The organism is Vibrio spartinae, assembly GCF_024347135.1.
In the GTDB taxonomy this organism is placed as follows: Bacteria; Pseudomonadota; Gammaproteobacteria; order Enterobacterales; family Vibrionaceae; genus Vibrio; species Vibrio spartinae.
Genome location: NZ_AP024907.1, coordinates 3808906 through 3833893, shown reverse-complemented (window position 1 = coordinate 3833893; position 24988 = coordinate 3808906). Strand labels below are relative to the sequence as shown.

At 46.8% G+C, this 24988-nt stretch carries 23 protein-coding genes; 15 read left to right on the top strand and 8 right to left on the bottom strand.

The features are described from left to right. Nucleotides 1-42: 42 nt before the first annotated feature. A complete protein-coding gene (locus tag OCU60_RS17075; RefSeq protein ID WP_074374771.1) occupies nt 43-951 on the bottom strand; it encodes a DMT family transporter in 909 nt (302 codons plus the stop codon). A 275-nt stretch (nt 952-1226) separates the two neighbouring features. Between OCU60_RS17075 and OCU60_RS17070 the strand changes: the two genes are divergently transcribed. From OCU60_RS17070 to tatC, 8 genes are all read left to right on the top strand, one after another. After that, nucleotides 1227-1460 carry a hypothetical protein gene (locus tag OCU60_RS17070; RefSeq protein WP_074374674.1) on the top strand — a complete coding sequence of 78 codons (234 nt, stop codon included), beginning with the start codon at nt 1227-1229 and terminating at the stop codon, nt 1458-1460. 97 nt (nt 1461-1557) lie between these two features. Then, a complete protein-coding gene (gene rmuC, locus OCU60_RS17065; RefSeq protein WP_074374675.1) occupies nt 1558-3123 on the top strand; it encodes a DNA recombination protein RmuC in 1566 nt (521 codons plus the stop codon). A 156-nt stretch (nt 3124-3279) separates the two neighbouring features. Next, on the top strand, nt 3280-4032 hold the full coding sequence (gene ubiE / locus OCU60_RS17060) for a bifunctional demethylmenaquinone methyltransferase/2-methoxy-6-polyprenyl-1,4-benzoquinol methylase UbiE (protein WP_074374772.1): 753 nt from the start codon (nt 3280-3282) through the stop codon (nt 4030-4032). Between the two features lie 13 nt (nt 4033-4045). After that, complete coding sequence (locus OCU60_RS17055; protein ID WP_074374676.1) at nt 4046-4651, top strand: ubiquinone biosynthesis accessory factor UbiJ; 606 nt, start codon at nt 4046-4048, stop codon at nt 4649-4651. Further along, nucleotides 4648-6285, top strand: coding sequence for a ubiquinone biosynthesis regulatory protein kinase UbiB (ubiB, locus tag OCU60_RS17050; RefSeq protein WP_074374677.1), 1638 nt, complete (start codon nt 4648-4650; stop codon nt 6283-6285). The genes OCU60_RS17055 and ubiB overlap by 4 nt, the downstream gene beginning before the upstream one ends. Before the next feature lie 44 nt (nt 6286-6329). After that, nucleotides 6330-6551 carry a twin-arginine translocase TatA/TatE family subunit gene (gene tatA, locus OCU60_RS17045; RefSeq protein ID WP_074374678.1) on the top strand — a complete coding sequence of 74 codons (222 nt, stop codon included), beginning with the start codon at nt 6330-6332 and terminating at the stop codon, nt 6549-6551. A 6-nt stretch (nt 6552-6557) separates the two neighbouring features. Beyond that, nucleotides 6558-6881 carry a Sec-independent protein translocase protein TatB gene (tatB, locus tag OCU60_RS17040; RefSeq protein WP_074374679.1) on the top strand — a complete coding sequence of 108 codons (324 nt, stop codon included), beginning with the start codon at nt 6558-6560 and terminating at the stop codon, nt 6879-6881. Nucleotides 6882-6981: 100 nt separating this feature from the next. Beyond that, nucleotides 6982-7731, top strand: coding sequence for a twin-arginine translocase subunit TatC (tatC, locus tag OCU60_RS17035; protein WP_074374680.1), 750 nt, complete (start codon nt 6982-6984; stop codon nt 7729-7731). Nucleotides 7732-7770: 39 nt separating this feature from the next. Here the strand turns inward: tatC and OCU60_RS17030 are convergent, their stop codons facing one another. Beyond that, nucleotides 7771-8295 (bottom strand): NAD(P)H-dependent oxidoreductase, encoded by a 525-nt coding sequence (locus OCU60_RS17030; RefSeq protein ID WP_074374681.1) that lies wholly within the window; start codon nt 8293-8295, stop codon nt 7771-7773. Nucleotides 8296-8499: 204 nt separating this feature from the next. Here OCU60_RS17030 and OCU60_RS17025 point away from each other — a divergent pair, with 204 nt between their 5' ends. Beyond that, entirely contained in the window at nt 8500-9468 is a 969-nt protein-coding gene (locus OCU60_RS17025) for a LysR family transcriptional regulator (protein WP_074374682.1), read from the top strand. A gap of 55 nt (nt 9469-9523) precedes the next feature. On the opposite strand, the gene OCU60_RS17020 is transcribed toward OCU60_RS17025, so the two are convergent. Further along, nucleotides 9524-10288 carry a TatD family hydrolase gene (locus OCU60_RS17020; RefSeq protein ID WP_074374683.1) on the bottom strand — a complete coding sequence of 255 codons (765 nt, stop codon included), beginning with the start codon at nt 10286-10288 and terminating at the stop codon, nt 9524-9526. Between the two features lie 335 nt (nt 10289-10623). On the opposite strand from OCU60_RS17020, the gene hemB reads away from it, so the two are divergent. Next, on the top strand, nt 10624-11670 hold the full coding sequence (gene hemB / locus OCU60_RS17015) for a porphobilinogen synthase (RefSeq protein ID WP_074374684.1): 1047 nt from the start codon (nt 10624-10626) through the stop codon (nt 11668-11670). Nucleotides 11671-12377: 707 nt separating this feature from the next. Beyond that, on the top strand, nt 12378-15149 hold the full coding sequence (gene polA, locus OCU60_RS17010) for a DNA polymerase I (RefSeq protein WP_074374685.1): 2772 nt from the start codon (nt 12378-12380) through the stop codon (nt 15147-15149). Nucleotides 15150-15877: 728 nt separating this feature from the next. Here polA and yihA read toward each other — a convergent pair. Continuing rightward, nucleotides 15878-16534: a ribosome biogenesis GTP-binding protein YihA/YsxC gene (gene yihA / locus OCU60_RS17005; RefSeq protein ID WP_074374773.1), complete on the bottom strand. Its 657-nt coding sequence runs from the start codon at nt 16532-16534 to the stop codon at nt 15878-15880. Nucleotides 16535-17384: 850 nt separating this feature from the next. Here yihA and OCU60_RS17000 point away from each other — a divergent pair. From OCU60_RS17000 to hemN, 4 genes are all read left to right on the top strand, one after another. After that, nucleotides 17385-18023 (top strand): class I SAM-dependent methyltransferase, encoded by a 639-nt coding sequence (locus tag OCU60_RS17000; protein ID WP_074374686.1) that lies wholly within the window; start codon nt 17385-17387, stop codon nt 18021-18023. Continuing rightward, nucleotides 18023-18580, top strand: a complete 558-nt coding sequence (gene yihI, locus OCU60_RS16995; RefSeq protein ID WP_074374687.1) for a Der GTPase-activating protein YihI — start codon at nt 18023-18025, stop codon at nt 18578-18580. The genes OCU60_RS17000 and yihI overlap by 1 nt, the downstream gene beginning before the upstream one ends. Before the next feature lie 12 nt (nt 18581-18592). After that, nucleotides 18593-19081: a DUF2489 domain-containing protein gene (locus tag OCU60_RS16990; RefSeq protein ID WP_074374688.1), complete on the top strand. Its 489-nt coding sequence runs from the start codon at nt 18593-18595 to the stop codon at nt 19079-19081. 141 nt (nt 19082-19222) lie between these two features. Then, nucleotides 19223-20608 carry an oxygen-independent coproporphyrinogen III oxidase gene (gene hemN, locus OCU60_RS16985; RefSeq protein WP_074374689.1) on the top strand — a complete coding sequence of 462 codons (1386 nt, stop codon included), beginning with the start codon at nt 19223-19225 and terminating at the stop codon, nt 20606-20608. A 139-nt stretch (nt 20609-20747) separates the two neighbouring features. Here hemN and OCU60_RS16980 read toward each other — a convergent pair whose 3' ends face one another. The 4 genes from OCU60_RS16980 to hemC are packed head-to-tail and all read right to left on the bottom strand — an operon-like array spanning nt 20748 to nt 24776. Further along, a complete protein-coding gene (locus tag OCU60_RS16980; protein WP_074374690.1) occupies nt 20748-21932 on the bottom strand; it encodes a heme biosynthesis HemY N-terminal domain-containing protein in 1185 nt (394 codons plus the stop codon). Then, nucleotides 21932-23086 (bottom strand): uroporphyrinogen-III C-methyltransferase, encoded by a 1155-nt coding sequence (locus OCU60_RS16975; protein WP_074374691.1) that lies wholly within the window; start codon nt 23084-23086, stop codon nt 21932-21934. The genes OCU60_RS16980 and OCU60_RS16975 overlap by 1 nt, the downstream gene beginning before the upstream one ends. After that, a complete protein-coding gene (locus OCU60_RS16970; protein WP_074374692.1) occupies nt 23083-23835 on the bottom strand; it encodes a uroporphyrinogen-III synthase in 753 nt (250 codons plus the stop codon). The genes OCU60_RS16975 and OCU60_RS16970 overlap by 4 nt, the downstream gene beginning before the upstream one ends. 2 nt (nt 23836-23837) lie before the next feature. Further along, a complete protein-coding gene (gene hemC, locus OCU60_RS16965) occupies nt 23838-24776 on the bottom strand; it encodes a hydroxymethylbilane synthase (protein WP_074374693.1) in 939 nt (312 codons plus the stop codon). Between the last annotated feature and the right edge of the window lie 212 nt (nt 24777-24988).

Here is a 24988-nt window from a genome sequence, read left to right as displayed (position 1 = left end):
GTTTGCCTAATCTTGGAGCAAGCTTCAGGACAAGTCCTGAAGCTATTGTTCGGTTTCTTGAGGTGTGTTTGCGCGTTTTGGCTTGAATTGCTGAATCGTCAGCCCGGTGATAATACAGACCAGTCCAATGAGCGTTGCCGGATGAATCTGTTCTTGAATGATCACCGCTAACAACAGCAGTGAAATAAACGGAGAAATAAAAATCAGATTGCTGATTCTGGCAGTGTGGCGGGTCCGTTTCAGTGCGTTCAGCCAAAGGAAAAAGGTGATGCCCATTTCAAACAACCCGACATAAACGGCACTGAGCCAGCCTTGTGCTGTGATATGAGACCAGTCGGCACCTTCGTAGAGTGACAGGATGAGTGTACAAGGGAGAGCAACGAGGAATCCTAATAGCAGGCTAACGACAGGATCCGCCGTGTTACGGGTATTGAGAATCCAGTAACCGGCCCACAGCAGTGTGGATAATAGGGCGAGTCCGACACCCACAGGGCTCGCGAAATCCAGCGCAAGCAAATTGCCCCGGGTCGCAATCACCAACACCCCCAAATAACACAGAGCCGCTGCCAGATAGTCTTGTTTGCGGATCGTTTGTTTCAGAAAAATAGCCGCCATAATGGTTAACATCATGGCCCAGCTATAGTTAATCGATTGTGCCTGAGAGGCGGGGAGCAGGCGATAGGCCTGAAACAGAATCAGATAGTAACAGAGCGGGTTAATCAATCCGGAAATGATGAAATATTTGGGATTGGCGGTAAATGTCGGCAGGATTTGCCCCAGTTGACGCTGATAGGCGCAAATCATCAGTAATGAAATGACTGAAATAACGCACGCGACAGCCAGCATTTGAATGGGGGTCAGTTGTGCCAGTGTGAGTTTGAATGCTGTTGCGACCGTTGACCACAATAAGACCGCTGTCAGACCGAAGAGCAAGGCTTGTTTTTCATTGATTAGGTTGTTATTCATCTTGGGTAAGCCATGTATTTCAATCCGCCACTCGATGGCCTGAGCATAACATAAGCTTCTGCCAACCATGTTATTTGTGTCATATAAACAATAAATCCAAGTGTTACAACATGATGAGTTGGTGAGATGTTGCTCGCATGACGAAGTGACGGGATTCGGATTGCCTGCGATCTGGCGGTAAGATTTTCGGGCGAAAATTCGCGCTTTCGCAATCGTTGCTCAGCACGGTTGATAAGGGAAAAGTTACTAAGGAAAAGAGGATGACGGAGACGCAATCTGGTGGGAAAATTTGGGGGATCTGTCCGTTATGTGGTCCGGTGGAATTGCGCTCTCAGTTGAGAAACGTGCATTTATTGGGGCAAACCGGCATGGTGATGGGCATTGTCGTCACGACGTGCAAGCAATGTCGACAGGTTGTGCATGTTCCGGATGAATCACTGGAATCGGTCACAACCGCATATGCTCAGCTCACTCCGCCTGTCATCGGAGGTTAGTTTGACCGGTTTGTACCGCAAATCTACTGGACATTGATCCAGTCCCGCAATACCATTTTTAGTTCGAATATGCTGAGAAACAGAATTGATTCCCATGATGCAATGGATTATTGAATACCAATCCCTACTGTTGATGTCTGCCATCGGTATTGTCGGTTCTGCTGGCATCACGGGCTGGTGGATGAAGCAAAGAATGCAACTGCAATTGAGTCAGTTGCAGCAACAACTGGCGAGTCAACAGCAACTCCACGAACAAGTGTTGGATCAGCTCACCACGCAATTGCGACAAACCCAGGCTGATTTGCATGAATCAGAAGATGCCCATGATCTGGCAATGGCTGAGCTGAAACAGTTGCATGGGCAGTATATGGCAGCCACTGAAAAACTGGGGCAAATGGCGACCTTACAGCAAGAGCGGACACAACTGAATGATGAGCTGGCTCTGTTACGGGAACAGCACGCGCAATTGCAAGGGGAGCTTCGAGAACAGGAAGCGCGACATCAAGCTCAGATGGTTGCCAGTCAAGAAAAATTACAGTTGCTGGAACGCGCTGAAGAACGCTTGAAGCAGCAATTTGAACAGCTGGCGAATCAGTTATTTGATGTCAAAACAGCGAAGGTTGATCAGCAGAATAAACAGAGTCTGGAAGGATTACTGAATCCGCTGAAGTTACAATTGGAAGGATTCAAAAAACAGGTCAATGACAGTTTCAGCCAAGAAGCGAAGGAACGCCATACACTGACCCATGAGTTGAAGAATCTACAACGTCTCAATGAACAGATGGCGAAAGAAGCGCTGAATCTGACGCAGGCACTCAAAGGCGATAATAAACAACAGGGTAACTGGGGAGAAGTGGTGTTGGCCCGGGTTCTGGCGGAATCAGGGTTACGCGAAGGACATGAGTATCAGACGCAGGTCAGTTTGCAAAATGAAGCGGGTAAGCGCTATCAACCGGATGTAATTGTCAACCTGCCGAATGAGAAGCAGGTGGTGATCGATTCAAAAATGGCACTGGTCGCCTATGAACGTTATTTCCATGCCGAGAATGACGTTGAGCGGGATAAAGCACTTGGTGAACATTTACTTGCGATTCGCGCTCATATCAAAGGACTAAGTAAGAAAGATTACCAGCAGTTGCAAGGTATCCAGACGTTAGATTACGTCTTGATGTTTATTCCGGTCGAACCGGCATTCCAATTGGCCATACAGGCAGATCCCGCTTTAATCAAAGATGCGATGGAACAAAACATCATTATTGTCAGTCCAACCACACTACTGGTCGCTTTACGCACCATCGATAATTTATGGCGCAATGAATTTCAGAATCAAAATGCCCAACGCATTGCGGAAAAAGCCGGAAAACTCTATGACAAATTACGCTTATTTGTTGACGATATGGACACGCTGGGCAATGCAATAGAGAAGGCCGGACAGAGTTATCAGAGTGCCATGAATAAACTGTCGAGCGGGCGTGGCAACGCAATTCGACAGGCGGAAAGTTTTAGGCAACTGGGCGTTGAAGTGAAACGGTCGATTGCTCCCCGGTGGGTTGAGGCGTCGCAGAGAGAGGGGGCTGATGTCGGTTCGTCTGAGGCGGTTTTACCGGCAGAGAGCGGAGAAAATGACAGTGTATACATCGGCACAAAATCTGCCGATTGCTGAAAGACATCCGTCAGGGGATCCAGTAAACTAGCGCAACCAATCAGTCACATTGGTTTATCAAGCATCTGTTTATTCAGCATTATGGATGATGTGGTAATGTGATGTGTGGCTTATATTCGATCATGCAAGGTAGGTAAAGGCGTGCAATCTGAAAAAATGGCAGAAAATCAAGAAACGACCCATTTTGGTTTTGAAACCGTCGCCAAAGCGGAGAAAGCGCATAAAGTGGCAGAAGTTTTTCATTCTGTCGCAGCGAAGTACGACATCATGAATGACTTGATGTCCGGTGGTATTCACCGATTGTGGAAACGATTTACGATTGATTGCAGCGGTGTTCGTGCCGGACAGCGAATTTTGGATCTGGGCGGTGGTACTGGAGACCTGACGGCCAAGTTTTCCCGGATGGTGGGTGACACTGGACACGTCGTGCTGGCGGATATCAACAATTCAATGCTATGTGTCGGTCGGGATAAGCTGCGCGATAGTGGTATTATCGGCAATGTACATTATGTTCAGGCGAATGCGGAAGAACTGCCATTCCCCGACAATTATTTTGACTGCATTACAATTAGCTTTTGCCTGCGCAATGTCACCGATAAAGATCAAGCGTTACGCTCGATGTTTCGGGTGCTCAAACCCGGTGGGCGTCTGTTGGTACTGGAATTTTCGAAACCCGTATTTGAACCGTTATCCAAGGTTTATGATACATATTCCTTCCATCTCCTGCCGAAGATGGGGCAGCTCATTGCCAACGACGCTGACAGTTACCGTTATCTTGCCGAATCGATCCGGATGCATCCGAATCAGGAAACGTTAAAAGGGATGATGGTTGATGCGGGTTTTGAGCAAGTAAGTTATTACAATCTGACTGCGGGTATTGTGGCGCTTCACCGTGGTTATAAATTCTGACAAGGCGGTGTCTATGCCATTTGCACCTTTACTGACCGCAACGATTGAAACCATCCTGAACCGATTGATTCAGGATGATCCTGTGCTGATTCGTCAGCTTGCCCGCCTGAAAGGTCATGTGATTCAGATTCATCTGAAAGAGCTTAATCAAACGTTGACGTTTGTTTTCAGCCAGCAAATTGATGTGTTAGCACGGTACGAAGGCACACCGGATTGCTATCTGTCTCTGACATTATCGACGCTGCCGCAGTTACGGGAGCAGGCCAACATCACGCAACTGATCAAACAGGATAAGTTGATACTGGAAGGTGATATCCAACTGGCTCAGAAGTTTGCTCAACTGATGACGGACTGCAAGCCGGATTGGGAAGAGTGGTTATCACGCCTGAGCGGAGATGTCGTCGCCCATACGGTGACGCAAGCCGCCAAAGATTTTAGTCATTTTCTGCAAACACAACATCAGCGTCACCAATCCCATGTTGCACAGGTTTTAACCGAAGAGTGGCAAATCGCTCCGGGACCACTCGCGGTGGCTGATTTTTGTGATCAAGTGGACGAAGTACACAGTCAGTTAGCCCGGCTTGAAAGCCGGATTCAGTCGCTGGCGGAGAAACTATGACACCAACAGAAATCAAGCGGTTGTACCGGATCATCAAGGTACAGCTGGAATATGGTCTTGATGAATTTCTCCCTGATCATCACTTGCTCCGTGCCCCATTATTAGCGAGAAAAGCGCTCTTCTGGCTGCAGAATCGTTATCCTGAGAAACCATTAGGTGAGCGTCTGCGTTTGGCGCTTCAGGAGTTGGGCCCGGTCTGGATTAAGTTTGGTCAGATGATGTCTACCCGACGGGATTTGTTTCCCCCGCATATCGCCGATCAATTAGCGCTGTTGCAGGATAAAGTCTCACCGTTTGACGGTCACTTAGCGAAGCTACAGATTGAAAAAGCGTTGGGCGGTGCGGTCGAGACTTGGTTCGATGATTTTTCGGTTGAACCGTTGGCCTCCGCGTCAATTGCTCAGGTACATACTGCAACATTGAAATCCAACGGCCGTGAGGTGGTGCTTAAAGTAATTCGTCCTGATATCCAGCCGGTGATTGCCGCGGATATTAGACTGATGCATCGAATGGCTCGTCTTGTTGCCAAAGCACTGCCCGAAACACGCCGATTAAAGCCGGTTGAAGTGGTTCGGGAATATGAGAAAACGTTGCTGGATGAACTAGACTTACGGCGAGAAGCTGCGAATGCGATTCAGTTGCGACGTAATTTTGAGGGAAGTGAAGAACTCTACATTCCGGAGGTCATTTCGGAATACAGTAATGAAACCGTGATGGTATCGGAGCGTATCTATGGGATTCAGGTCTCGGATATTGATGCGTTACAGGCAAACGGCACCAATATGCAGTTGTTGGCGGAACGAGGCGTCAGTGTTTTTTTTACGCAGGTCTTCCGAGACAGTTTTTTCCATGCCGACATGCATCCGGGCAATGTGTTTGTGCAGCCGGCTCACCCTGAGAATCCGCAATGGATCGGGTTGGATTGCGGGATTGTCGGAACGCTGAATAAAGAAGATAAACGCTATCTGGCGGAAAATTTTCTGGCGTTTTTCAATCGTGATTATCAGCGCGTTGCTGAACTCCATGTCGAGTCCGGTTGGGTGCCATATGATACGGATATTGATGCCTTCGAGAGTGCTATTCGGGTCGTGTGCGAACCAATTTTTGCCAAGCCGTTGTGTGAGATTTCATTTGGCTATGTGCTGTTGAATTTATTTAACACGGCCCGCCGCTTCAATATGGAAGTCCAGCCGCAACTGGTCTTACTGCAAAAAACGTTACTTTATGTGGAAGGTTTAGGGCGACAGTTATATCCTCAACTTGATCTATGGAAAACGGCCAAGCCGTTTTTGGAACGTTGGATGATGGATCAGGTTGGGCCGGGGGCAGTATTGCGTTCTATCCGTGAGAAGGCACCATTCTGGGTAGAAAAGTTACCGGAATTGCCAGAACTGGTCTACGAAAGTCTCAAGCAAGGGCGCGTGATGAATCAACGGGTCAATGCGATGTATCAGGATTACCGTCAGGTGAAACGGGATCAGGCCCGAGGAAAGTTTTTCTTAGGGATTGGGGCAACTGCGCTGATCTGTTCAGCGGTCTTTTTGGCGAGTGGGCAAGCGCCACATCTGTCAATCAGTACTGCTGTGGTCGGAGGGATGTCTTGGTTAATCAGTTGGATGTTCTACCGTCGGTAAGCATATCTGCTGAGAAGTTTGACGAAGCATAAAAGGATTGTGATATGGGTGGCATTGGTGTTACGGAATTACTAATTATTGCAGCCATTGTGGTGTTACTGTTTGGCACTAAAAAACTGCGGAGCATGGGTAGCGATCTCGGTGGTGCCGTGAAAGGCTTTAGAAAAGCAATGGATGAAGATCCTGCTGAAGCGAAGCGTGAAAAGCCGGATGAAACACAACAGAAATCTGCTTCTTCTACGCAGAACCATCAAGACAAAGAGTAGATTTCGGTGTTTGATATCGGTTTTTGGGAGCTGGTATTAATCTCGGTGATTGCACTGGTTGTTCTGGGGCCGGAGCGCTTGCCCCAGGCGATTCGAAGTCTCGCCCGATTGATTGCGTCCGTGAAAAAAGTCGCTAATCATGTCCAGCATGAACTGTCTCAAGAGTTGCAGATTGAGGAACTCAAAGACAACCATCAACAAGCTGAGCAAATGAAAGCGAACGATCCATTTCCTGAATTACACCAATCACATGAATCCGTGGACACGCCCATTCGTGATGTTGAGCAACCTCCAACGGATGATAAAAGTGCAGAGAAACCGTCTGAATAACAGCGGTGATATAACTGCTGCGATGTATTTTGCATGCTGTGTGTTGCTTAAACTTGGTTTTTTCTGACGTCACCTGTTCCTGACGTAATATGGAGTCAATATGTCGTCTGTTGAGCAAACCCAACCTTTAATTCGTCACTTACTGGAATTACGTGATCGATTGCTGCGCTGCATTGTGGCCGTTATCGTTGTATTTTTTGGTTTGGTCTATTTTGCCAGTCATATTTACGAGTTTGTTGCCCGGCCGCTGGTTGAGCGGTTACCCTCAGGCGCCACCATGATTGCCACCGATGTCGCTTCACCATTCTTTACACCGCTCAAGTTGACATTGATTGTTGCGTTGTTCGTGACGGTACCGTATCTGCTTTACCAAATCTGGGCCTTTGTTGCTCCGGGGCTGTATAAACATGAACGCAAGCTGGTGATGCCCCTGATCGTTTCGAGTTCGATCTTGTTTTATTGTGGGGTCGGATTCGCTTATTTTGTGGTTTTTCCTTTAATTTTCAGTTTCTTTACAGCAATTTCGCTCGGGGGCGTGGCTTTTGCGACCGACATTGCCAGCTATCTTGATTTTGTGCTGGCGCTATTTTTAGCATTTGGGATTGCATTTGAAGTGCCGGTTGCCATCATGCTGCTTTGTTGGACGGGGGCAACCACACCAAAAGCTCTTCGGCAAAAACGACCTTACATTATTGTCGGAGCATTTGTGGTCGGGATGGTGCTGACCCCACCGGATATTATTTCTCAGACGCTGCTGGCTGTTCCGATCTGTTTACTGTTTGAGGTCGGGGTTTTTTGTGCCCGTTTCTACAGCAAAAAACAACCTGAAAAAGAAGATCTGGACGCATGATTGATTCCAGATCTTGTCATTGCTGCTGCCGAAGTCTGTTTAAGCCAGCAATCGCTGTGCGAGCTGACTTTGGAATGACGTCAGCTTTTGGGGCGTTATATCCATCGCTTCATGAAACGCTAATGGTTCAATAAAGGTCATCCCAACATATAATGCACTGGCTTTCATCGGCGTCAGCACTTCTTTGATGGTACTTTGAACCCGTCCGGTCGATGAATAGGTCGTTTCATTTGCGCCGGTGCAGGTGACGATCAGCATTTCTTTGCCTTGGAGCGCTTTGCCTTCCGGGCCAAATGCCCAGCCATAAGTCCAGACTTCATTGAGATAGGCTTTCAGCATCGGCGTGATGTTGAACCAATGGATCGGGAACATATAAACGACTCGGTCCATCCCTTCGTAGGCGGCCTGTTCTGTGGCAATGTCAAACTGACTGACATTCTTGCCATAAATTGTGTCCAGATTGCGGACGGTGACCGCCGTCGTATCGAGTGCCACTTGTTCAAGTGCTTTGATGACGGTGGACTGCTCTGCGTAAGGGTGTGAAACAATAACCAGTGTTTTCATTCAATCTATCTCCGGGAATACATATGAATTTTGGGGCTGAAGCTGTCCGCAGACGTTTTTATCTGGCCCCGTTCGCTGTTCAGGATTGATAGTATGAATGCATTTATTTATAACTTTAATGGCGTGTATGGTTGAACAGTTTTCAACTTAAAGTTAATAATGCGGCTTCGTGTGCTTTAACAACAATCTTCTTTTGGAGTCGTCATGGAAGTTTCGCAGCATGTCCGCGCCATTTTGTCATTTGTCGAAGCTGCCGATGTCGGTAGCTTTTCTGCCGCGGCCAGAAAGCTGGGCATCAGCGCTGCGGCGGTCAGTAAGAATGTCGCTGCTCTGGAGCAGGTGTTAGGTGTTCGCCTGATGAACCGGACAACAAGAAAAATCAATTTGACGGAGGAAGGCGCTGCTTTTTTATCTCAGGCTCGTATTGCTTTGGGAGCGCTGGATAGTGCGGTTGATAATCTGGTGGCAAGCAAGGTCGAAATGAGCGGTCATGTTAAGATCGCAACCAGTGCTGCTTTCGGCCGGGAATATTTATTACCGGTGTTACCCGGATTATTTGAGCTTTATCCGGGATTGACCGTTGATGTGGATTTTGATGACCGGATGAGGGAGCTCATTCACGATGGTTATGACATTGCGATTCGTGGGGGACGAATTGTCGATTCGTCGTTGATTACCCGGCCGGTTTGTCGGTTAAAGACGGTTCTCGCTGCTTCGCCAGACTATTTAGCCATACATGGTGCACCCCAGATACCGGAAGATTTAACGCGACACCGTCTGATTGCCCGACGTTTCTTAGGCGGGCGTATTAATCCTTGGGGATTCAAGAGTCAGGACGGCAGTCTGACGACGGTGGATCCGCAGCCAGCGGTATTGACCCTCTCAGCCCCTGAAGCTTTGGTTCAGGCTGCTGTTGCCGGAATGGGGATTGCACAAATCGGTATTCATCATGCGATGCAATATCTTGAAAGCGGTCAGTTAAAGGCTGTACTTTTGGGGCAGTATGATCCCGGAAGTTATGAGATGGTCATTCAATATCCGCATCGCACGCTGATCGCACCCCGGGTGAAAGTTACGGTTGATTATCTGCTGGCAGCTTTCGCGCGTAACCCGTCGCTGCATTTTCCCGAAGAAAAACTGACCGCGTACCAGTTTCGACAAGGGGATGAGTGACCCCCTTGCTCAATCTCGTTCAATGGCAATGGTACGGCAGTGCTGTTGTTTTGTCTCAAGGCAGGCGAAATAACTGCTGCGCATTATCCGTGGTCAGTTTGTCCACCTCTTCAAGCGACATCTTTTTCAGTGCTGCAATTCGTTGGGCGACAAGGTGAGTGTAGGCCGGTTCATTGCGTTTCCCGCGGTGAGGCACCGGGGCCAGATAAGGACAGTCTGTTTCCAGAATGATTTGCCGGATATCCAGATGAGGAACGATTTGGTCCATGCCACCATTTTTAAATGTTGTGACACCGCCTAAACCAAGATGAAAGCCTAAATCCTGAATCGCTTTGGCTTCTGCAACACTGCCACCAAAACAGTGAAAGACGCCTTGCAGCGAACCATCTTGTGCCTGGCTGAGTAGCTGAATGGTTTCTTGCATTGAGTTGCGGGTATGAATCACCACCGGGAGCTGCTTTTCTTTTGCCCAGCTCAACTGAGTGAGAAACGCTTCCTCTTGTTGTGCTTGATACGTGGTGTCCCAGTATAGATCGATGCCAATCTCACCGACGGCAATGAACTCATGTTTATCAAACCATGCATGAATGATATCCAGCGTCTGATGAACATTTTGATCCACGTAGCAAGGATGTAATCCCATCATCGAACGACATATTTCAGGATAGGTGGCTTCGGTTGCCAGCATCGGTTCGATAGAGTCGAGATCGATATTCGGCATACAGATCATATCGATCCCTTGTGTCAGCGCTCGTTGAATCACGTCTTGTCGGTCATGGTCAAATTCGCGGGCATAAACATGGGCGTGCGTATCAATCATGGTATTTTCCAGTCATGGGGTGAATGAGGCATTATAAAAGATCATCGCCTTGAGATCATTTTTTGAATTTTTATCTCAATAGGCATGGTGTGTCAGTTGGACAGTGATATGATTTCAGCTTACTGCCAGTGACAATACTGCGTCTCCTCAACCACCGTATTGTCAGATGAGCAGGTCATATTCGTGTTGTGAGAGCAGCAGGTCTTTGTCGCCGCGTACGTTTTATCGGTGCTTTCCGTTTTCAGAACGGCTCATAAATAGAATGGTTCGTGATAGGTACAGGGTGTGGCGAGGCTTGATGTTGTTTACAACCCACATTAGAGAAGGAGTTACATGTGTCAGTTTCTATCGTAGGTCAGTTTCCCGGCCGTCGTATGCGTCGTGTGCGTAAACATGATTTTAGCCGTCGCTTGGTTGCAGAAAATCAGCTATCAGTCAGTGACCTGATTTATCCGATATTTGTGTTGATGGGCAAAGATCGTCGTGAACCTGTTGAATCGATGCCGGGGGTGAATCGTTTATCGATCGATCTTCTTCTCGAAGAAGCGCAGTATCTTGCGAGTCTCGGTGTGCCAGCCATTGCCCTGTTTCCTTCTGTCAATCAGGATGCAAAAAGTATTGATGCTGCCGAGGCTTATAATCCTGAAGGTTTGATTCAACGGGCGGTCCATTCTTTGAAAGAGCATGTGCCTGAGATCGGTGTCATTACCGATGTAGCATTGGATCCATATACCACCCACGGTCAGGATGGCATCATTGATGAAGCGGGATATGTGATCAATGATGTGACAACTGAAGTGCTGATTAAGCAAGCCTTGTCTCATGCTGAAGCCGGTGCAGATGTGGTTGCACCGTCAGATATGATGGATGGCCGGATTGGCTTGATTCGCGATGCGCTCGAAGAGGCGGGATATATTCACACGCAGATTATGGCTTACTCTGCGAAATATGCATCGAACTATTATGGGCCTTTCCGCGATGCAATTGGTTCATCAAGTAACCTGAAAGGCGGCAATAAAAAAACCTATCAGATGGATCCGGCGAATATTGATGAAGCCTTACAAGAAGTGGCGTTAGATATTGGTGAAGGGGCTGATATGGTGATGGTGAAACCGGGGATGCCGTATCTGGATGTTGTCCGTCGGGTTAAATCTGAGCTTCAGGTACCAACATTTGCTTATCAGGTTTCCGGTGAATATGCGATGCATAAAGCTGCTTTCATCAATGGCTGGTTGAAGGAAAAAGAGACGGTCATCGAATCGTTACTCTGTTTTAAACGGGCTGGTGCGGACGGTATTCTGACTTATTTTGCGAAGGATGTTGCGCAGTGGCTTGCTGAAGAGCAAGAGGAGCGGGTTGCCGCGCTGAAAAAGCATCAGTGATATCAATGTCGGTGCTCTCATTGAGTTAAAAAGTGTATCAAAGGCTGACCGTTGTCAGCCTTTATTGTTTTACTTATGAATGAGTTACACCAGTTACGGCAAGTAAATGAGATTTTTTCTCATTTAATGCTTGATCTTTTAAATGAGAATAATTATTATTACTATCGTCTTAGGGAAATGAGGAAGTCCACCACAGCGCTTAGATGTAGCTCAATTTATTTTTGCTGCTTAATGCGATGGTATTTACGGGCTTGCACTCTTCTTTTTGACACGACATTGCTCACATTGCTTCCAGTGTATTTATAGCTTTATAAGAAAGCGATCTGGTCACACGTATCACTTTCTTGCTTATGCTAGGCGACATCCTTTGGGTGTCGCTTTTTTCTTTTCTAATGAGATAAGTTCTGTTAACAGAACGATATACTTTTCCACAGTGATTGATCCCGGAAAGATCATGTGTTTTTACACAGATCTTTTATTTAACAATTAAAAATCAAGTGTTTATATATGTGTTTTTAGTTTTTTTTACTGGTTTTATATCAATGGGAATAAAACTATGAACAGACTTATCCACAATATCAAGTCTCTTCTATGGATTTCAGCCGTTTGGGATTTCGGTAAAAACCCGGTAGAACGTGGCATCCTCGGGGAACTCATGGCATTCTAAGCAGATAATTTTGAGACCTCCACCTCGGATACCAAAAACTATGGCCCATATTCCTGATAACCCACTCATTTTGATTGACGGTTCTTCTTATCTTTATCGTGCATTCCATGCCTATCCAAGCACCATGAGCAATGGTGAAATCCCCACTAATGCCGTTTATGGTGTCATTAATATGATCCGTAGCATGATGCGTCAGTATCCTTCGGAGCGGATTGCAGTCGTGTTTGATGCCAAAGGCAAAACGTTCCGCGATGAAATGTACGCCGAATATAAAGCCAATCGCCCACCGATGCCGGATGAATTACGTTGCCAGATTGAGCCGCTGCATAAGATTATCCGTTCTATGGGATTACCGTTGCTCGCCATCGAAGGTGTGGAAGCCGACGATGTGATCGGGACGATTGCAATGCAAGCGACCAATGCCGACATGCCAGTGCTGATTAGCACGGGTGATAAAGATATGGCGCAATTGGTGAACGATAAGGTGACCTTGATTAACACCATGACGAATCTCGTGATGGATCGCGAAGGTGTGGTAGAGAAGTTCGGGATACCTCCGGAACTGATCATCGATTATCTGGCATTGATGGGTGATAAAGTTGATAACATTCCGGGCGTGCCGGGTGTCGGTGAAAAGACGGCGACTGCATTGCTTCAGGGAATCGGTGGTTTGGAAGCGATCTATCAGAATCTCGATAAAATTGCTGACTTGGGATTCCGCGGCTCCAAGACGATGGCGAAGAAGCTGGCAGAGAATAAAGACAATGCGTGGCTTTCTTACCAACTCGCGACGATTAAACTGGATGTCGCGCTGGAAGACACACTAGATACGCTGGTCAAACGCCCTGCGGATCGAGAAGAACTGATTCAGCAGTATGGGCAACTGACATTTAAATCCTGGCTGAATGAATTGCTTGAAAGTCCGGAGGGAAGCCCTGAAATGAATCAGGCATCTGATGCGGCTTCGGCAACGATGGATACATCGGCGGTCAATATTGATCGCAGCCAGTACCAGACTGTCTTAAATGAATCTGATTTTATGGCTTGGCTAGACAAGCTAAAAAATGCATCTCTGTTTGCTTTTGATACCGAAACCGATGGATTGGATTATATGACAGCCAATCTCGTCGGGGTGTCATTTGCAATTAACGAGGGTGAAGCGGCCTATGTGCCGGTTGCGCATGACTACATGGATGCACCGGAACAGTTGGATCGCGATTGGGTATTAGCTCAGCTTAAGCCGGTTCTGGAAGATGAACACTGCCATAAAGTCGGACAGAACCTGAAATTTGATATGAGTATTCTGGCTCGTTATGACATTGAGTTACGCGGGATTGCGCACGATACCATGCTGGCTTCTTACGTATATGACAGTGTGGGCGGTCGGCATGATATGGATAGTCTGGCGCTCCGTTTTCTGCAACATAGTTGTATTTCATTCGAACAAATTGCCGGCAAAGGTAAAAATCAGCTGACATTTAACCAGATCGATCTGGAACAAGCGGGTGTTTACGCGGCAGAAGATGCGGATGTCACACTCCGGTTACACCATCGCTTGATGGATCATCTAGCGCAGAATGAAGCACTATTGCGCGTCTACCAAGACATTGAAGTGCCACTGGTGCCCGTGTTGTCAAGGATGGAGAGAACCGGTGTTCATATCGACGACATGCGTTTGAATGTTCAGTCTCAGGAAATTGCTCAGCGTTTAGAGGAATTGGAGAGCAAGGCATTTGAGATTGCCGGAGAGTCATTTAACTTGAGTTCTCCGAAGCAGCTACAACATATCTTCTTTGAAAAAATGGGGCTGCCGGTGGTGAAAAAAACACCGTCGGGGACCCCATCCACTAATGAAGAAGTTTTACAGGAGCTGGCACTGGATTATCCGTTACCGAAAGTGATTCTGGAGCATCGTGGTTTGGCGAAACTGAAATCGACTTACACCGATAAGTTGCCCAAAATGATTAATCCGGTCACAGGGCGCGTGCATACCTCTTATCATCAAGCGGTGACCGCAACCGGACGGCTTTCATCTACGGATCCGAATCTACAGAATATTCCGGTGCGGAATGAAGAAGGCCGGCGGATTCGTCAGGCATTTATCACTGAACCCGGTTGGAAGATTGTCGCGATCGACTATTCTCAGATTGAGTTGAGAATTATGGCACATTTGTCTGGTGATCAGTCGCTATTGGATGCTTTCCAGCAAGGGAAAGATATTCATGCCGCCACGGCCGCTGAAATTTTAGGGGTTTCACTCGAGCAGGTCTCCAGCGAACAGCGTCGCCGCGCCAAAGCCGTTAACTTTGGTTTGATCTATGGCATGAGTGCGTTTGGTCTGGCTAAACAGCTTGGTATTCCTCGGACAGAAGCGCAATCTTATATGGAGAGATACTTCGAACGTTATCCCGGTGTGATGCAGTACATGGAAGATACCCGTGCGCAAGCAAGCGAGCAGGGCTATGTCGAAACACTCTTTGGTCGTCGTTTGCATCTGCCGGAAATTCGCTCTGGTAATGGAATGCGGAGAAAAGCCGCAGAACGCGCTGCGATCAATGCACCGATGCAGGGAACTGCCGCTGATATCATCAAAAAAGCAATGCTATTTGTTGATGCGTGGATCGAGCAAGAAGGTCATGGGAGAGTCCGGTTATTGATGCAGGTACACGATGAGCTGGTTTTTGAAGTCCAAGAGTCATCTCTGACCGAAATTGAAAGTAAAATACAAAAACTCATGGAATCCGCAGCAACCCTGCGTGTGCCTTTAGTTGCAGAGGTAGGACGGGGTGAAAGCTGGGAAAAAGCCCATTAATTAGTTTTTTTGACCAAAATGGCATGGTTTTTATGAGCTGGCGCACAAGTGTCAGCTTTTTTTTGACATAAAAAAAGTAACAAAATATCAGTTTCTTATGTTGTCTGATTTAATATGAGTGAAAAAAAACTACAAAATGGGTTTTCTTTTTCATCAGTTTATTGTACATTTAATGACGTAGGGTACAGAGGTAAGATGTTCTATCTTTCAGACCTTTTGTTTCACGTTATTGGATTAGGCTGTTTCAGCCGCCCCAGTCAGTTTTTGACTGGGGCGTTTTTTATTGTGTTAAGCCTATGTTATTCATCAATAAATTTGAATTCCCATCCGTATTTAATGCTCATGTTCCAACGTCTATTCTACAAATCATTGATAAAAATCTTGGTTTCTCTTCGGGCACGTTAAAATTCTTAAATGAAGTAATGTAACGATTCTGTAATTAATTACCCTTCACAGAATAGTTATTTCATTGAAGAAACAAAGTGTTAAAATTTAGTTAAATTTTATGTTTTTCAAGGGATTAGATCTATTTTGAGGTCGATGAGGGATCGGTGCGGAAGGATTGAAAAATCAGATGAATTCAACGATGCTTATAGGGACACAAAAACAAAACAATTAGAAGAAGTTCATTATCTCTCCCATTACCCTGCCAGGAAGGCGGGGTTTTTTATGCCCGGAAGAAAAGCATGTTTGTTGCGCTATTTCTTCCGAAGCTCAGAGCGCTTGATTTAGTGAGTAGACTCGCTGTTCGCGTCACTATCTTGCTCATCCTGAGGGGCAAATGCCGGTGCATACCAGCTATCGAGTTTTTGGCGCAGCACATCAACGCCCAGTCCTGAAGTTGAGGAAAATGCATCAACACAGACATCACCACAAAATGCCAGTGCCGCTTCGCGAATCTTCAGCACTTGTGCTTTTCTCGCACCACTTTTGAGTTTATCGGCTTTCGTCAGCAGAACCTGGACCGGAATATTGCTTTCCACCGCCCAATCGATCAGCTGTTGGTCGAGATCTTTCATGGGATGGCGAATATCCATCAAGACGACCAGCCCTTTCAAACACTGGCGTGCTTGCAGATACTCTCCGAGTGCTTTTTGCCATTTTTTCTTGAGTTCCGGTGGGACCTGGGCGAATCCATATCCCGGCAGATCGACAATATGGCAGCTATCCGTAACCTGAAAGAGGTTGATTAACTGAGTTCGTCCCGGTGTCTTACTGGTTTTGGCTAAGTTTTTTTGATTTGCCAAGCGATTCAAAGCACTGGATTTTCCTGCATTGGAGCGCCCGGCAAACGCGATCTCGATGCCTTCATCTTCCGGTAAGTGGCGGATATCTGGGGCACTGGTAATAAAATGCGTATTTTGATAGTGGATTTTTACACTCAAGGTAGACTCCATGGTCACTGTCTGCTGTTGATGAATCATGTGCCGGAATGCAATGGTATCACAGCTCTAATCTTAAAGATGATCTCTGCGAAACGCTCCCCTGATTCAATGGGACTGGCGATTATACACGACTCCTATCAGGATCTGGAACATTATCACCGCTCAACGGGCAGAAGTTCGTGAGTGGTGGTGTGGCGAGTGACGGGTTTGACGGGGACTGACATGCCTCTGGCCCGGGGTGTTCCCTTTTTTCTATATAGATTGTGCGAGATCTGCTATAGATAAGCTGATGATTACACTAGAAATGATTTTAATTTAATGATTTTATTATTATTTTTAATATTGCGTATGAAATGTGACCAGAATCATTTTTTGATGGGTTGTGTCTGACGGGAGAAGGGGTAAAGTTGCTGTGTTGCTTCAGGGATGAATCGCTCATTCTGAAGTGACTGACAAACAGGATGTTTGTCTGATAAGGATGGTCTGCTTGGCCCTATGGAGTGGGGATGTAATGGAACCAAGCCACGGAAGTGCTTTGTTACAATGATGTTTTCAGGGATAGGGAAAATTCATCAGGATTGATGACGAACAACAATGTTTTTGCAAGGAAAGCACGAAAAACAAAAGGAATATTGTGCGCATCGCTATGTGCCAGAATGGTTTCCGTCACTACGGTGACTGTTTAGAAAGCGACAGACCATTCTGTCGCTTTTTTTATCTCTCTCTTTTGGCCAAACTGAAAGTCATCGCGTCTATCTGCTGAATAAAAAGCTGAAGAAAAAATAAGCTTAAATACTCCACTATCGAGTGAGTTTCTGGTATGTTGCGCATCCTGTAACAAGGAGCCCATATGATCTCATGTCCACTGTGCGGTGCTGAATCGCTGGGGGTTTATCATCGGGATAAACATCGCGACTATTGGCAATGCCACCAATGCTATTTGGTGAGTGTCGCACCTGCATTCCATCTGGATGCAGAATCAGAAAAATCCATCTATGATCTGCATGAGAATCATCCATCTGATACGGGATATCGGCGATTTTTGTCTCGCCTGACGGTGCCTTTGGTGGCGCGGATCGCCCCAGATGCACATGGGTTAGATTTTGGATGTGGCCCCGGGCCAACGCTCTCTTTCATGATGGAAGAGCAAGGGTTCCGGATGGCTGTGTACGATGTCTTTTATTTCCCACAGAAGACGGTGTTAGAATCAACCTATGATTTTATTACCGCAACAGAAGTGATTGAACACTTATATTCTCCGGGCCAAGTGTGGCAGCAGTGGCTGACATTGGTGAAGCCGGGAGGATATATCGGAATCATGACCAAATTAGTCAAAAATTTGGACGCGTTTACACGGTGGCATTATAAAAATGATCTCACCCATGTAAGCTTTTTTAGCCGAGAGACTTTCTGTTTTCTAGCAGAACGGGATGCTCTCGAAATTGAATTTATCGGTAGTGATGTAATTTTACTGAGGAAGAGCCAGTAATGAGCCGTAACAAGAAAGTAAGATCATCTGGGAATACAGAAGTCGTTGTCGTTCGTCAGCGCTCTCAGACTGATATTGAAGGGCGTTTGCGCAAGAAGCTGAAAAAGAGAAAAGGCTTGAAAACCGGCAGCCGTCATTCGGAAGAATCCGGCAATGCACGTCGGTTGAGTACTTCGCAAACGCAGGATCCTCGTCTGGGGAGTAAGAAAAAAATTCCGCTGGTCGTCGAAACCCAGCCCAAAGTCATCGCTGAGAAACGGCAAGTGCAAGCAGAACAAGAGCTGGCTTTGCTCGAAAATGATGCGCAGCTTCATGCTTTACTTGCTCGGTTAGATCAGGGGGAAAAGCTGGGTGCAGGCTTGCAGCAGTATGTTGATGAGAAGCTCAATCGAATTGAACAGCTGATGAAACAGCTTGGGCTATTTGATGAAGATAGTGATGAAGAGAGTGATGAAGAGGTATCCTCTGAGTCTCCGGTGGTGAAATCAAAGCAAGGCGCATCAGATGACGAACTTCTGGAGAAATTTACCGGATTGAATTCGGATGATTTTCAGTAATAGGAGTGCCATATGAATCTGACTGTACTCGTGATTGTTGGGTGTCTGATTGTTGCAGGTCTGGCGATTTATGCCGGATACTTGCTGGTGAAGTTGAAGCAGCAGAAAGCGTTGGTTGCCAAACATCGTGAGTTGGCGATTGAAAAGCGAAATGCAAATATTTTCGAGAACGTAAACACACTCTGTATGGTCGGGATTCAAGGACAATGTGATCTGTCGGAAATCAGTATTCGTGTTTATTGCATCATGGACTATGTTCAAGGTGAGAATCGTATTGATTTTGACAACAAATTCCCAGCGATTTCAGAGCTTTATCATACCGTTAAAGATATGCCTCGTGGCGAGGTGCGGCAAGAGATGCCTAAAAAAGAAAGGATGCAGCAAAATCTGGAACGGATGAAGGCTGAGAGTCGGCTGGAGGATGATATTATCCGAGAGCTGACCACGCTGAAGGATATGATTCAGCCATTGAATCAACAAATTCAGGTTCAGATGGTTTAAATCTCGAGTCTTACAGCGACTCATTCGGTGATCTCTGTAGCACTTTCACACAATAATCATGGATTTCTATTTTGCTGCCCGACTTGTCAGTATCGCAGTGTGGCAAAATAGGGGTTCATCGACCCATTCGGAAAGATAAATATGTTTCAGCAGGTATCTCGTCAGCAGGTTGTCTGGGATCAGGCAATGTTGGATAAATATAATTACTCCGGACCTCGCTATACCTCCTATCCGACAGCCGTCGAATTCCATGAAGCATTTACGATTGCGGACTTTGATATGGCTTGTGTTCAGTATCCGGAGCGTCCACTTTCTCTTTATGTCCATATCCCTTTTTGCCATAAGCTCTGTTACTACTGTGGTTGTAACAAGGTGGTCACGCGTCATTCCCATAAAGCGGATGAGTATTTGGATATGCTGGAGCTGGAGATTCGTCAGCGTGCAGCACTGTTAGCGGGTCGCCGTGTGGTTCAGCTTCATTTCGGTGGTGGTACTCCGACATTTCTGACCGCTCCCCAAATCACGCGTTTGATGACACTGATCAGGCAAGAATTTGATTTTGAGCCTGAGGCTGAAATCAGTATTGAAGTCGATCCACGCGAGATAGAACTGGATATTCTGGACCATCTTTATCAAGAAGGTTTTAACCGTTTAAGCATCGGGGTTCAGGATTTCAACAAAGAAGTTCAGCTGCTCATCAATCGGATTCAGGATGAAACGTTCATCTTCGCTTTGGCAGAACGTGCCCGGGAATTGGGTTTCCGTTCGACCAACCTTGACCTGATTTATGGTTTGCCCAAGCAGACCTCCGATTCATTTGCGCGGACGTTAAGCCGGGTTCTGGAAATGAAACCGGGTCGGTTATCCATTTTTAACTACGCACATATGCCTCAATTGTTTGCTGCACAGCGGAAGATTAGAGAAGATTTTCTGCCGACAGCGCAAGAAAAAATGGATATCTTGCAGATGACCATTGGTACGCTGACGGATGCGGGCTATCAGTTTATCGGTATGGATCATTTTGCGCTGCCCGAAGATGATCTTGCGATTGCCCAAAGAGAAGGTTGTCTTCATCGTAATTTTCAGGGGTATACCACTTATGGTGATTGTGATCTGATTGGTTTTGGGGTGTCAGCAATATCGATGGTGGGTGATGCTTATGCTCAGAACCAGAAAGAGCTGAAGAGATACTATCAGCAAGTGGAACATCAGCGTCATGCGTTATGGAAAGGGGTGGCGTTGGATAAGGATGACTTAGCCCGTCGGGATGTGATTAAGCAATTGATGTGTAACTTTGCTCTCGATAAAACTCAGATCGAGCGCGCTCATCAGCTCGACTTTGATCGGTATTTCCAATCAGACTTAGCACTACTGGAACATTTCATCGCAGATGGGTTGGTTTTAGTCCGTGATAAGCAGTTGACGGTGACGCCAAAAGGTCGCCTGTTGATTCGTAATATCTGTATGTGCTTTGACCGTTATTTGCGAGAAAGAGCAAGACAGCAGCAGTTTTCCCGGGTGATATGATTGCATGTCGTGTTGCGGCTCTGCGTAACACAACTCACGATGCTGATACCACGGTACAACTGATATCACCGTACCAAAAAAGCCAGCAGAACAGATGCTGGCTTTTTTGTTGTTGGTTGCGCTAAAACTGCCAATATGGTTAAGAGGTCGGCTCAATCAGTGAGAGTGCTTTTTTACTGACATGATGGGCTGCCTGAGACATATTTTGCTGTTCCAGAACCTGAGCAAGCAGCTGATAGTCTGAGATGCTGTTTCTGATTTGCAGCGCTTTTTCCAGATGCCCTTGTGCCAACGGTAATTTTTTCTCCTGAAAATAGAGCTGTGCTAATGCACTGTGCGCTTCGGCATGTTGCTCATCTTTACGAATCACATCTTGTAATAGTTTGATTACCGGCTGGCGACTCTCTAGGTTGAGTTCAGGCAGTAGTGGATAACTGTTTGAGTTTGGATGCTTCTTGATCTGCTCTTTCAGGAGCGAAAATGCTTCTTCATCGCCTTGATGCTTCAGGAGTAACTGTACATAGCACACCATCAGTTCCGGTGTGTTTTTCAGGCGCTTGGGCAAATCTTTCCAGTATTCGGTCAGGGTCTCTTTTCCTCGGATCGCTGCGGCTTGTTCCATGAGGTGGCTGCGGGATTCGATTTCCAGACGGATGATTTCCTCTTCTCCGGCTAATTTGAGCTTTCTGAGCTGCGGCATCAGACCGAGTAGCGGCTGCCATTGGCGGAGATGGTGATATGTCGTCTTCAGCAGGCTGACGACCACCGGGTTATCCGGATGCTGGATAGCGACCTCACTCAACACGTTGAATGCATCCTGATAACGCTGCTCTTTGGTGAACTGTCTTGCTTTGGTGAGTTCGACGGCGAGGGTTGAGTTCTCTTGTTTGGCGGCAAGAGACAAGTAGTGATCCCGTTTTTCTTGGTTGCCTTGCTCGAGCGCCGCTTCAGAGGCAATGAGATAACACAGCAGTGGCATATCGTGATTTTTTGCCAGTCGGGTGACTTTCTTTTCGGCCTGTTTCCAGTCTCCCTCGATGAGTTTCACGATGCCTTCGTTGGTATCCCGACGAGACTGTTTTAGTTTTCGTGAGCCAAACCAGTTCCAAGTGCTGCTACTAATATGCAGCGCTTTTTTGAGCAAAAACTCGATGCCGAACAGGACTGCCAGTAAAGCAATGACCAGCAGGATCAACGTGGTGACACTCATCTCAATAGTTTTGTTAGCAATTGAAATCAGAACGTATCCCTGTTGACCGGAATATTGGGTGCCGACATATAATCCGATACCGAGGACCGCAAAGAGAAAAATGGCTCGAATCATTACTCTTCCTCCTTCATCAAACCGGAGACTTGTTTACGCAAACGTTCATGAATGAGATCAGTGAGCGGTTGTTGAGATGCCAGCTTTATCGGATATTGAATGGTAATTTTCTTCTGACTCAGGGATTGAGTGGCTTGGTTAAACTGTTTGACCTGAGCATTATCAGGGTTCAAGAACGAGATTGACCATTGATTCGCTGTGGTTAAAGCCGTTGTATAAATCTCCTGATTTTCGTCGTAGATGGCTCTGATTGCTGTTTCTATTTTGGCTTTCAGGTTCTCTCTCAGATAAAAATCTTGTTCTGGAGACAGTAACGGAATGACGTTACCATCTCGGGTTCTGAAAGTGATGAACTGCTCAGCGAAACTTTTCATCGATGTGAGCAGGTTATCTTGCCAGTGGCTGATGTCCTCGCTGACTTGTGGTTTCTGTTCTTGAGGAGCATCCGGAAGAATGGCGTTGGCCAACGGCAGTTTATCGATGAGCTGCTCCAGACTGGTGAGGCGCAGAACCAGACCATCTTTATCGATCAAAGGGAGAGACTTCAGCGTGGTGATATCATTGGCCATCGCCTGACGCAGTGATACCAGACTCGGATCATTGAGTGCTGCGATTCGTGCATCAGCACTTTCCATCAAATGAGTCGCAGTCAGCACATCGTGCTCGAGGAATAATTTCCGACCGGCAAGTTTGACCAGATAATCAGATTCAGCCAACAGCCAGTCATTCGGACGACGTCCTTTCATATCAGCAAGCGCATGTTGCAGACTATCAATACTTTTTTGCTGTTGATCCAAATGAGTATCAACCTGATTGATGACCGTGGCTGTTTTTTTATCGACGTCTTGATTGAGTTGCGTCACTTGTGTTTCAACTTGGCTTACGGATTGACTCAGTTGTTGCTGAAGTTGGGTGATTTGTTGCTGATAGCCGTGCATGGTGTACTGAACATAAGCGGCAATTCCGCCACCGCTGAGTAAGGTCAGCACAATGGCAATTTTACTGAGCCTCGCACCCGATGCGGGAGTTTTTTGCTTTGATTTCGCGCCAGAAGGTGCTGTTGCTTCAGGCTTAGATGCTGATGCGGAAGAAGATGTGGCTGATTTTTGCTTATCTTCTGAGGTTGGGGTAACGGCTTTTTTTGTATCAGTCATTCATGATTCCTGTCATTCTTCTCGGCCAGAATTGCGGCCACTAAGTCTGAATTGCTGGCACTACCCACAGCAATGGTATGCTTGATTCCCAGCGACTGTGCATCATGTGCAATCCGTTCACTGGGAACATAAAATGTTTGATTTAATAACCATGGCATATTGTATTCAGCGAGCTGCGTGACGAAAAACCGGAGTTGTTGCTCACTGGTGATGATGACGCAATCTATCGCTGCCTTTTGCCATTCGGAAACTGCAACCCGAGTATTAAAAGGGAGCATCTCTCGCTGATAAACTTCGCAATAATTGACCGCTGCTCCCTGAGATTTTAACTGTCGGGCGATTAAATCCCGGCCGCCATTTCCTCTCAGTATTTCAACGCGTAACCCGACAGGCGCACTAAGCTCGGGGAGAGAGAGAAAATTTTCACTATCGCTTATCGCAGGATAGTTTACCGTTTGTTGGGTAAAATTACTTAGAAGCTGTGCGGTTTTTTGACCGATGGCAAGATATCGAATGTCAGACGGCCATGAAAAGCCGTGCAAGTCGAGATATTCCTGACTATAAAGAACCGCTTGCCGGCTGACAGCGATGACCAGATCACACTGTTTCAGTCGAACCGGTAGTTGTTCAAGTTCCGAACCGGCATGAAAATCAATTAAAGGATGATGGACCGCTTTGATACCAACGGCCTGAAGTTGATGACAGAGTGCTTCTCCCGGTTGACCGGGGCGGGTCACCAGTACCGACATGATTAGTCGTGCTCATGGTAGAGATTGGCGAGTATCTCTTGGGCACCACGCTGCAAGAGTTGTTGGGCGAGCGCGTCTCCCAGTTGTTCCGCATCGTTGCGAGCGCCTCTGATCTCCCCGCGAATGATTTGACTGCCGTCCGGTTCGCCGACCAGAGCCCGTAGCCAGAGTTGATCATTCTCCAATAGCGCGTAACTACCGATTGGTACCTGACAACCGCCTTGAAGGGCAGTATTCATTGCGCGTTCACAAAGGACCCGATCCGTGGTTTCCTGATGGCTCAGTGGTTTCAATAATTCAATTAATCGCTCATCATCTAAACGACATTCAATCCCCACAGCTCCCTGACCAACCGCCGGCAGCGATTGCTCCGGTGTCAGATAACTCCGGATTCGGCTTTCAAGTTCGAGACGCTTGAGACCGGCAGCAGCAAGAATGATCGCATCATATTCTCCGGCATCCAGCTTGCTGAGTCGGGTGCCGACATTGCCACGGAGTTCTTTGATGACGATATCCGGACGGGCTGCTTTTAATTGGCACTGGCGTCTTAAACTACAAGTCCCGACGATGGCACCATTGGGAAGTTCATCGAAGGTTGCATAATGATTGGAGACGAAAGCATCACGCGGATCCTCCCGTTCACAGATCGTCACGAGTCCCAATCCTGGTGGAAATTCAACCGGGACGTCTTTCATCGAATGAACTGCGAGATCAGCCCGGTCTTCGAGCATTGCCATTTCAAGTTCTTTGACGAAGAGTCCCTTACCGCCCACTTTTGCCAGCGGGGTGTCCAGAATGACATCGCCTTTCGTCACCATCGTAACCAGTTCAACGGTCAGACCCGGATGGGCCGCCTGAAGCGCATCCTTTACATAATGGGCCTGCCACAGGGCTAGCGGACTTTTTCGGGTAGCAATACGAATAGGAGATGAATCAGTCATAGGTTATGAGTCGGTCAGAGAAAAATGATAGATCACATCCTATCACTGTTTTTTTCGATCCCCAAGTTCACCTAAACGGTTGAAAAATAGCACTTGGTGCCGAGAAGTGTATTCATGAAAAAGTGCATAGGAAAACTTGTAAATTTTGAGATATACGACCATAGTCTAATTTGAAATATGTGATGTAGCTCTTGTTTATAGTTTGAGCTATG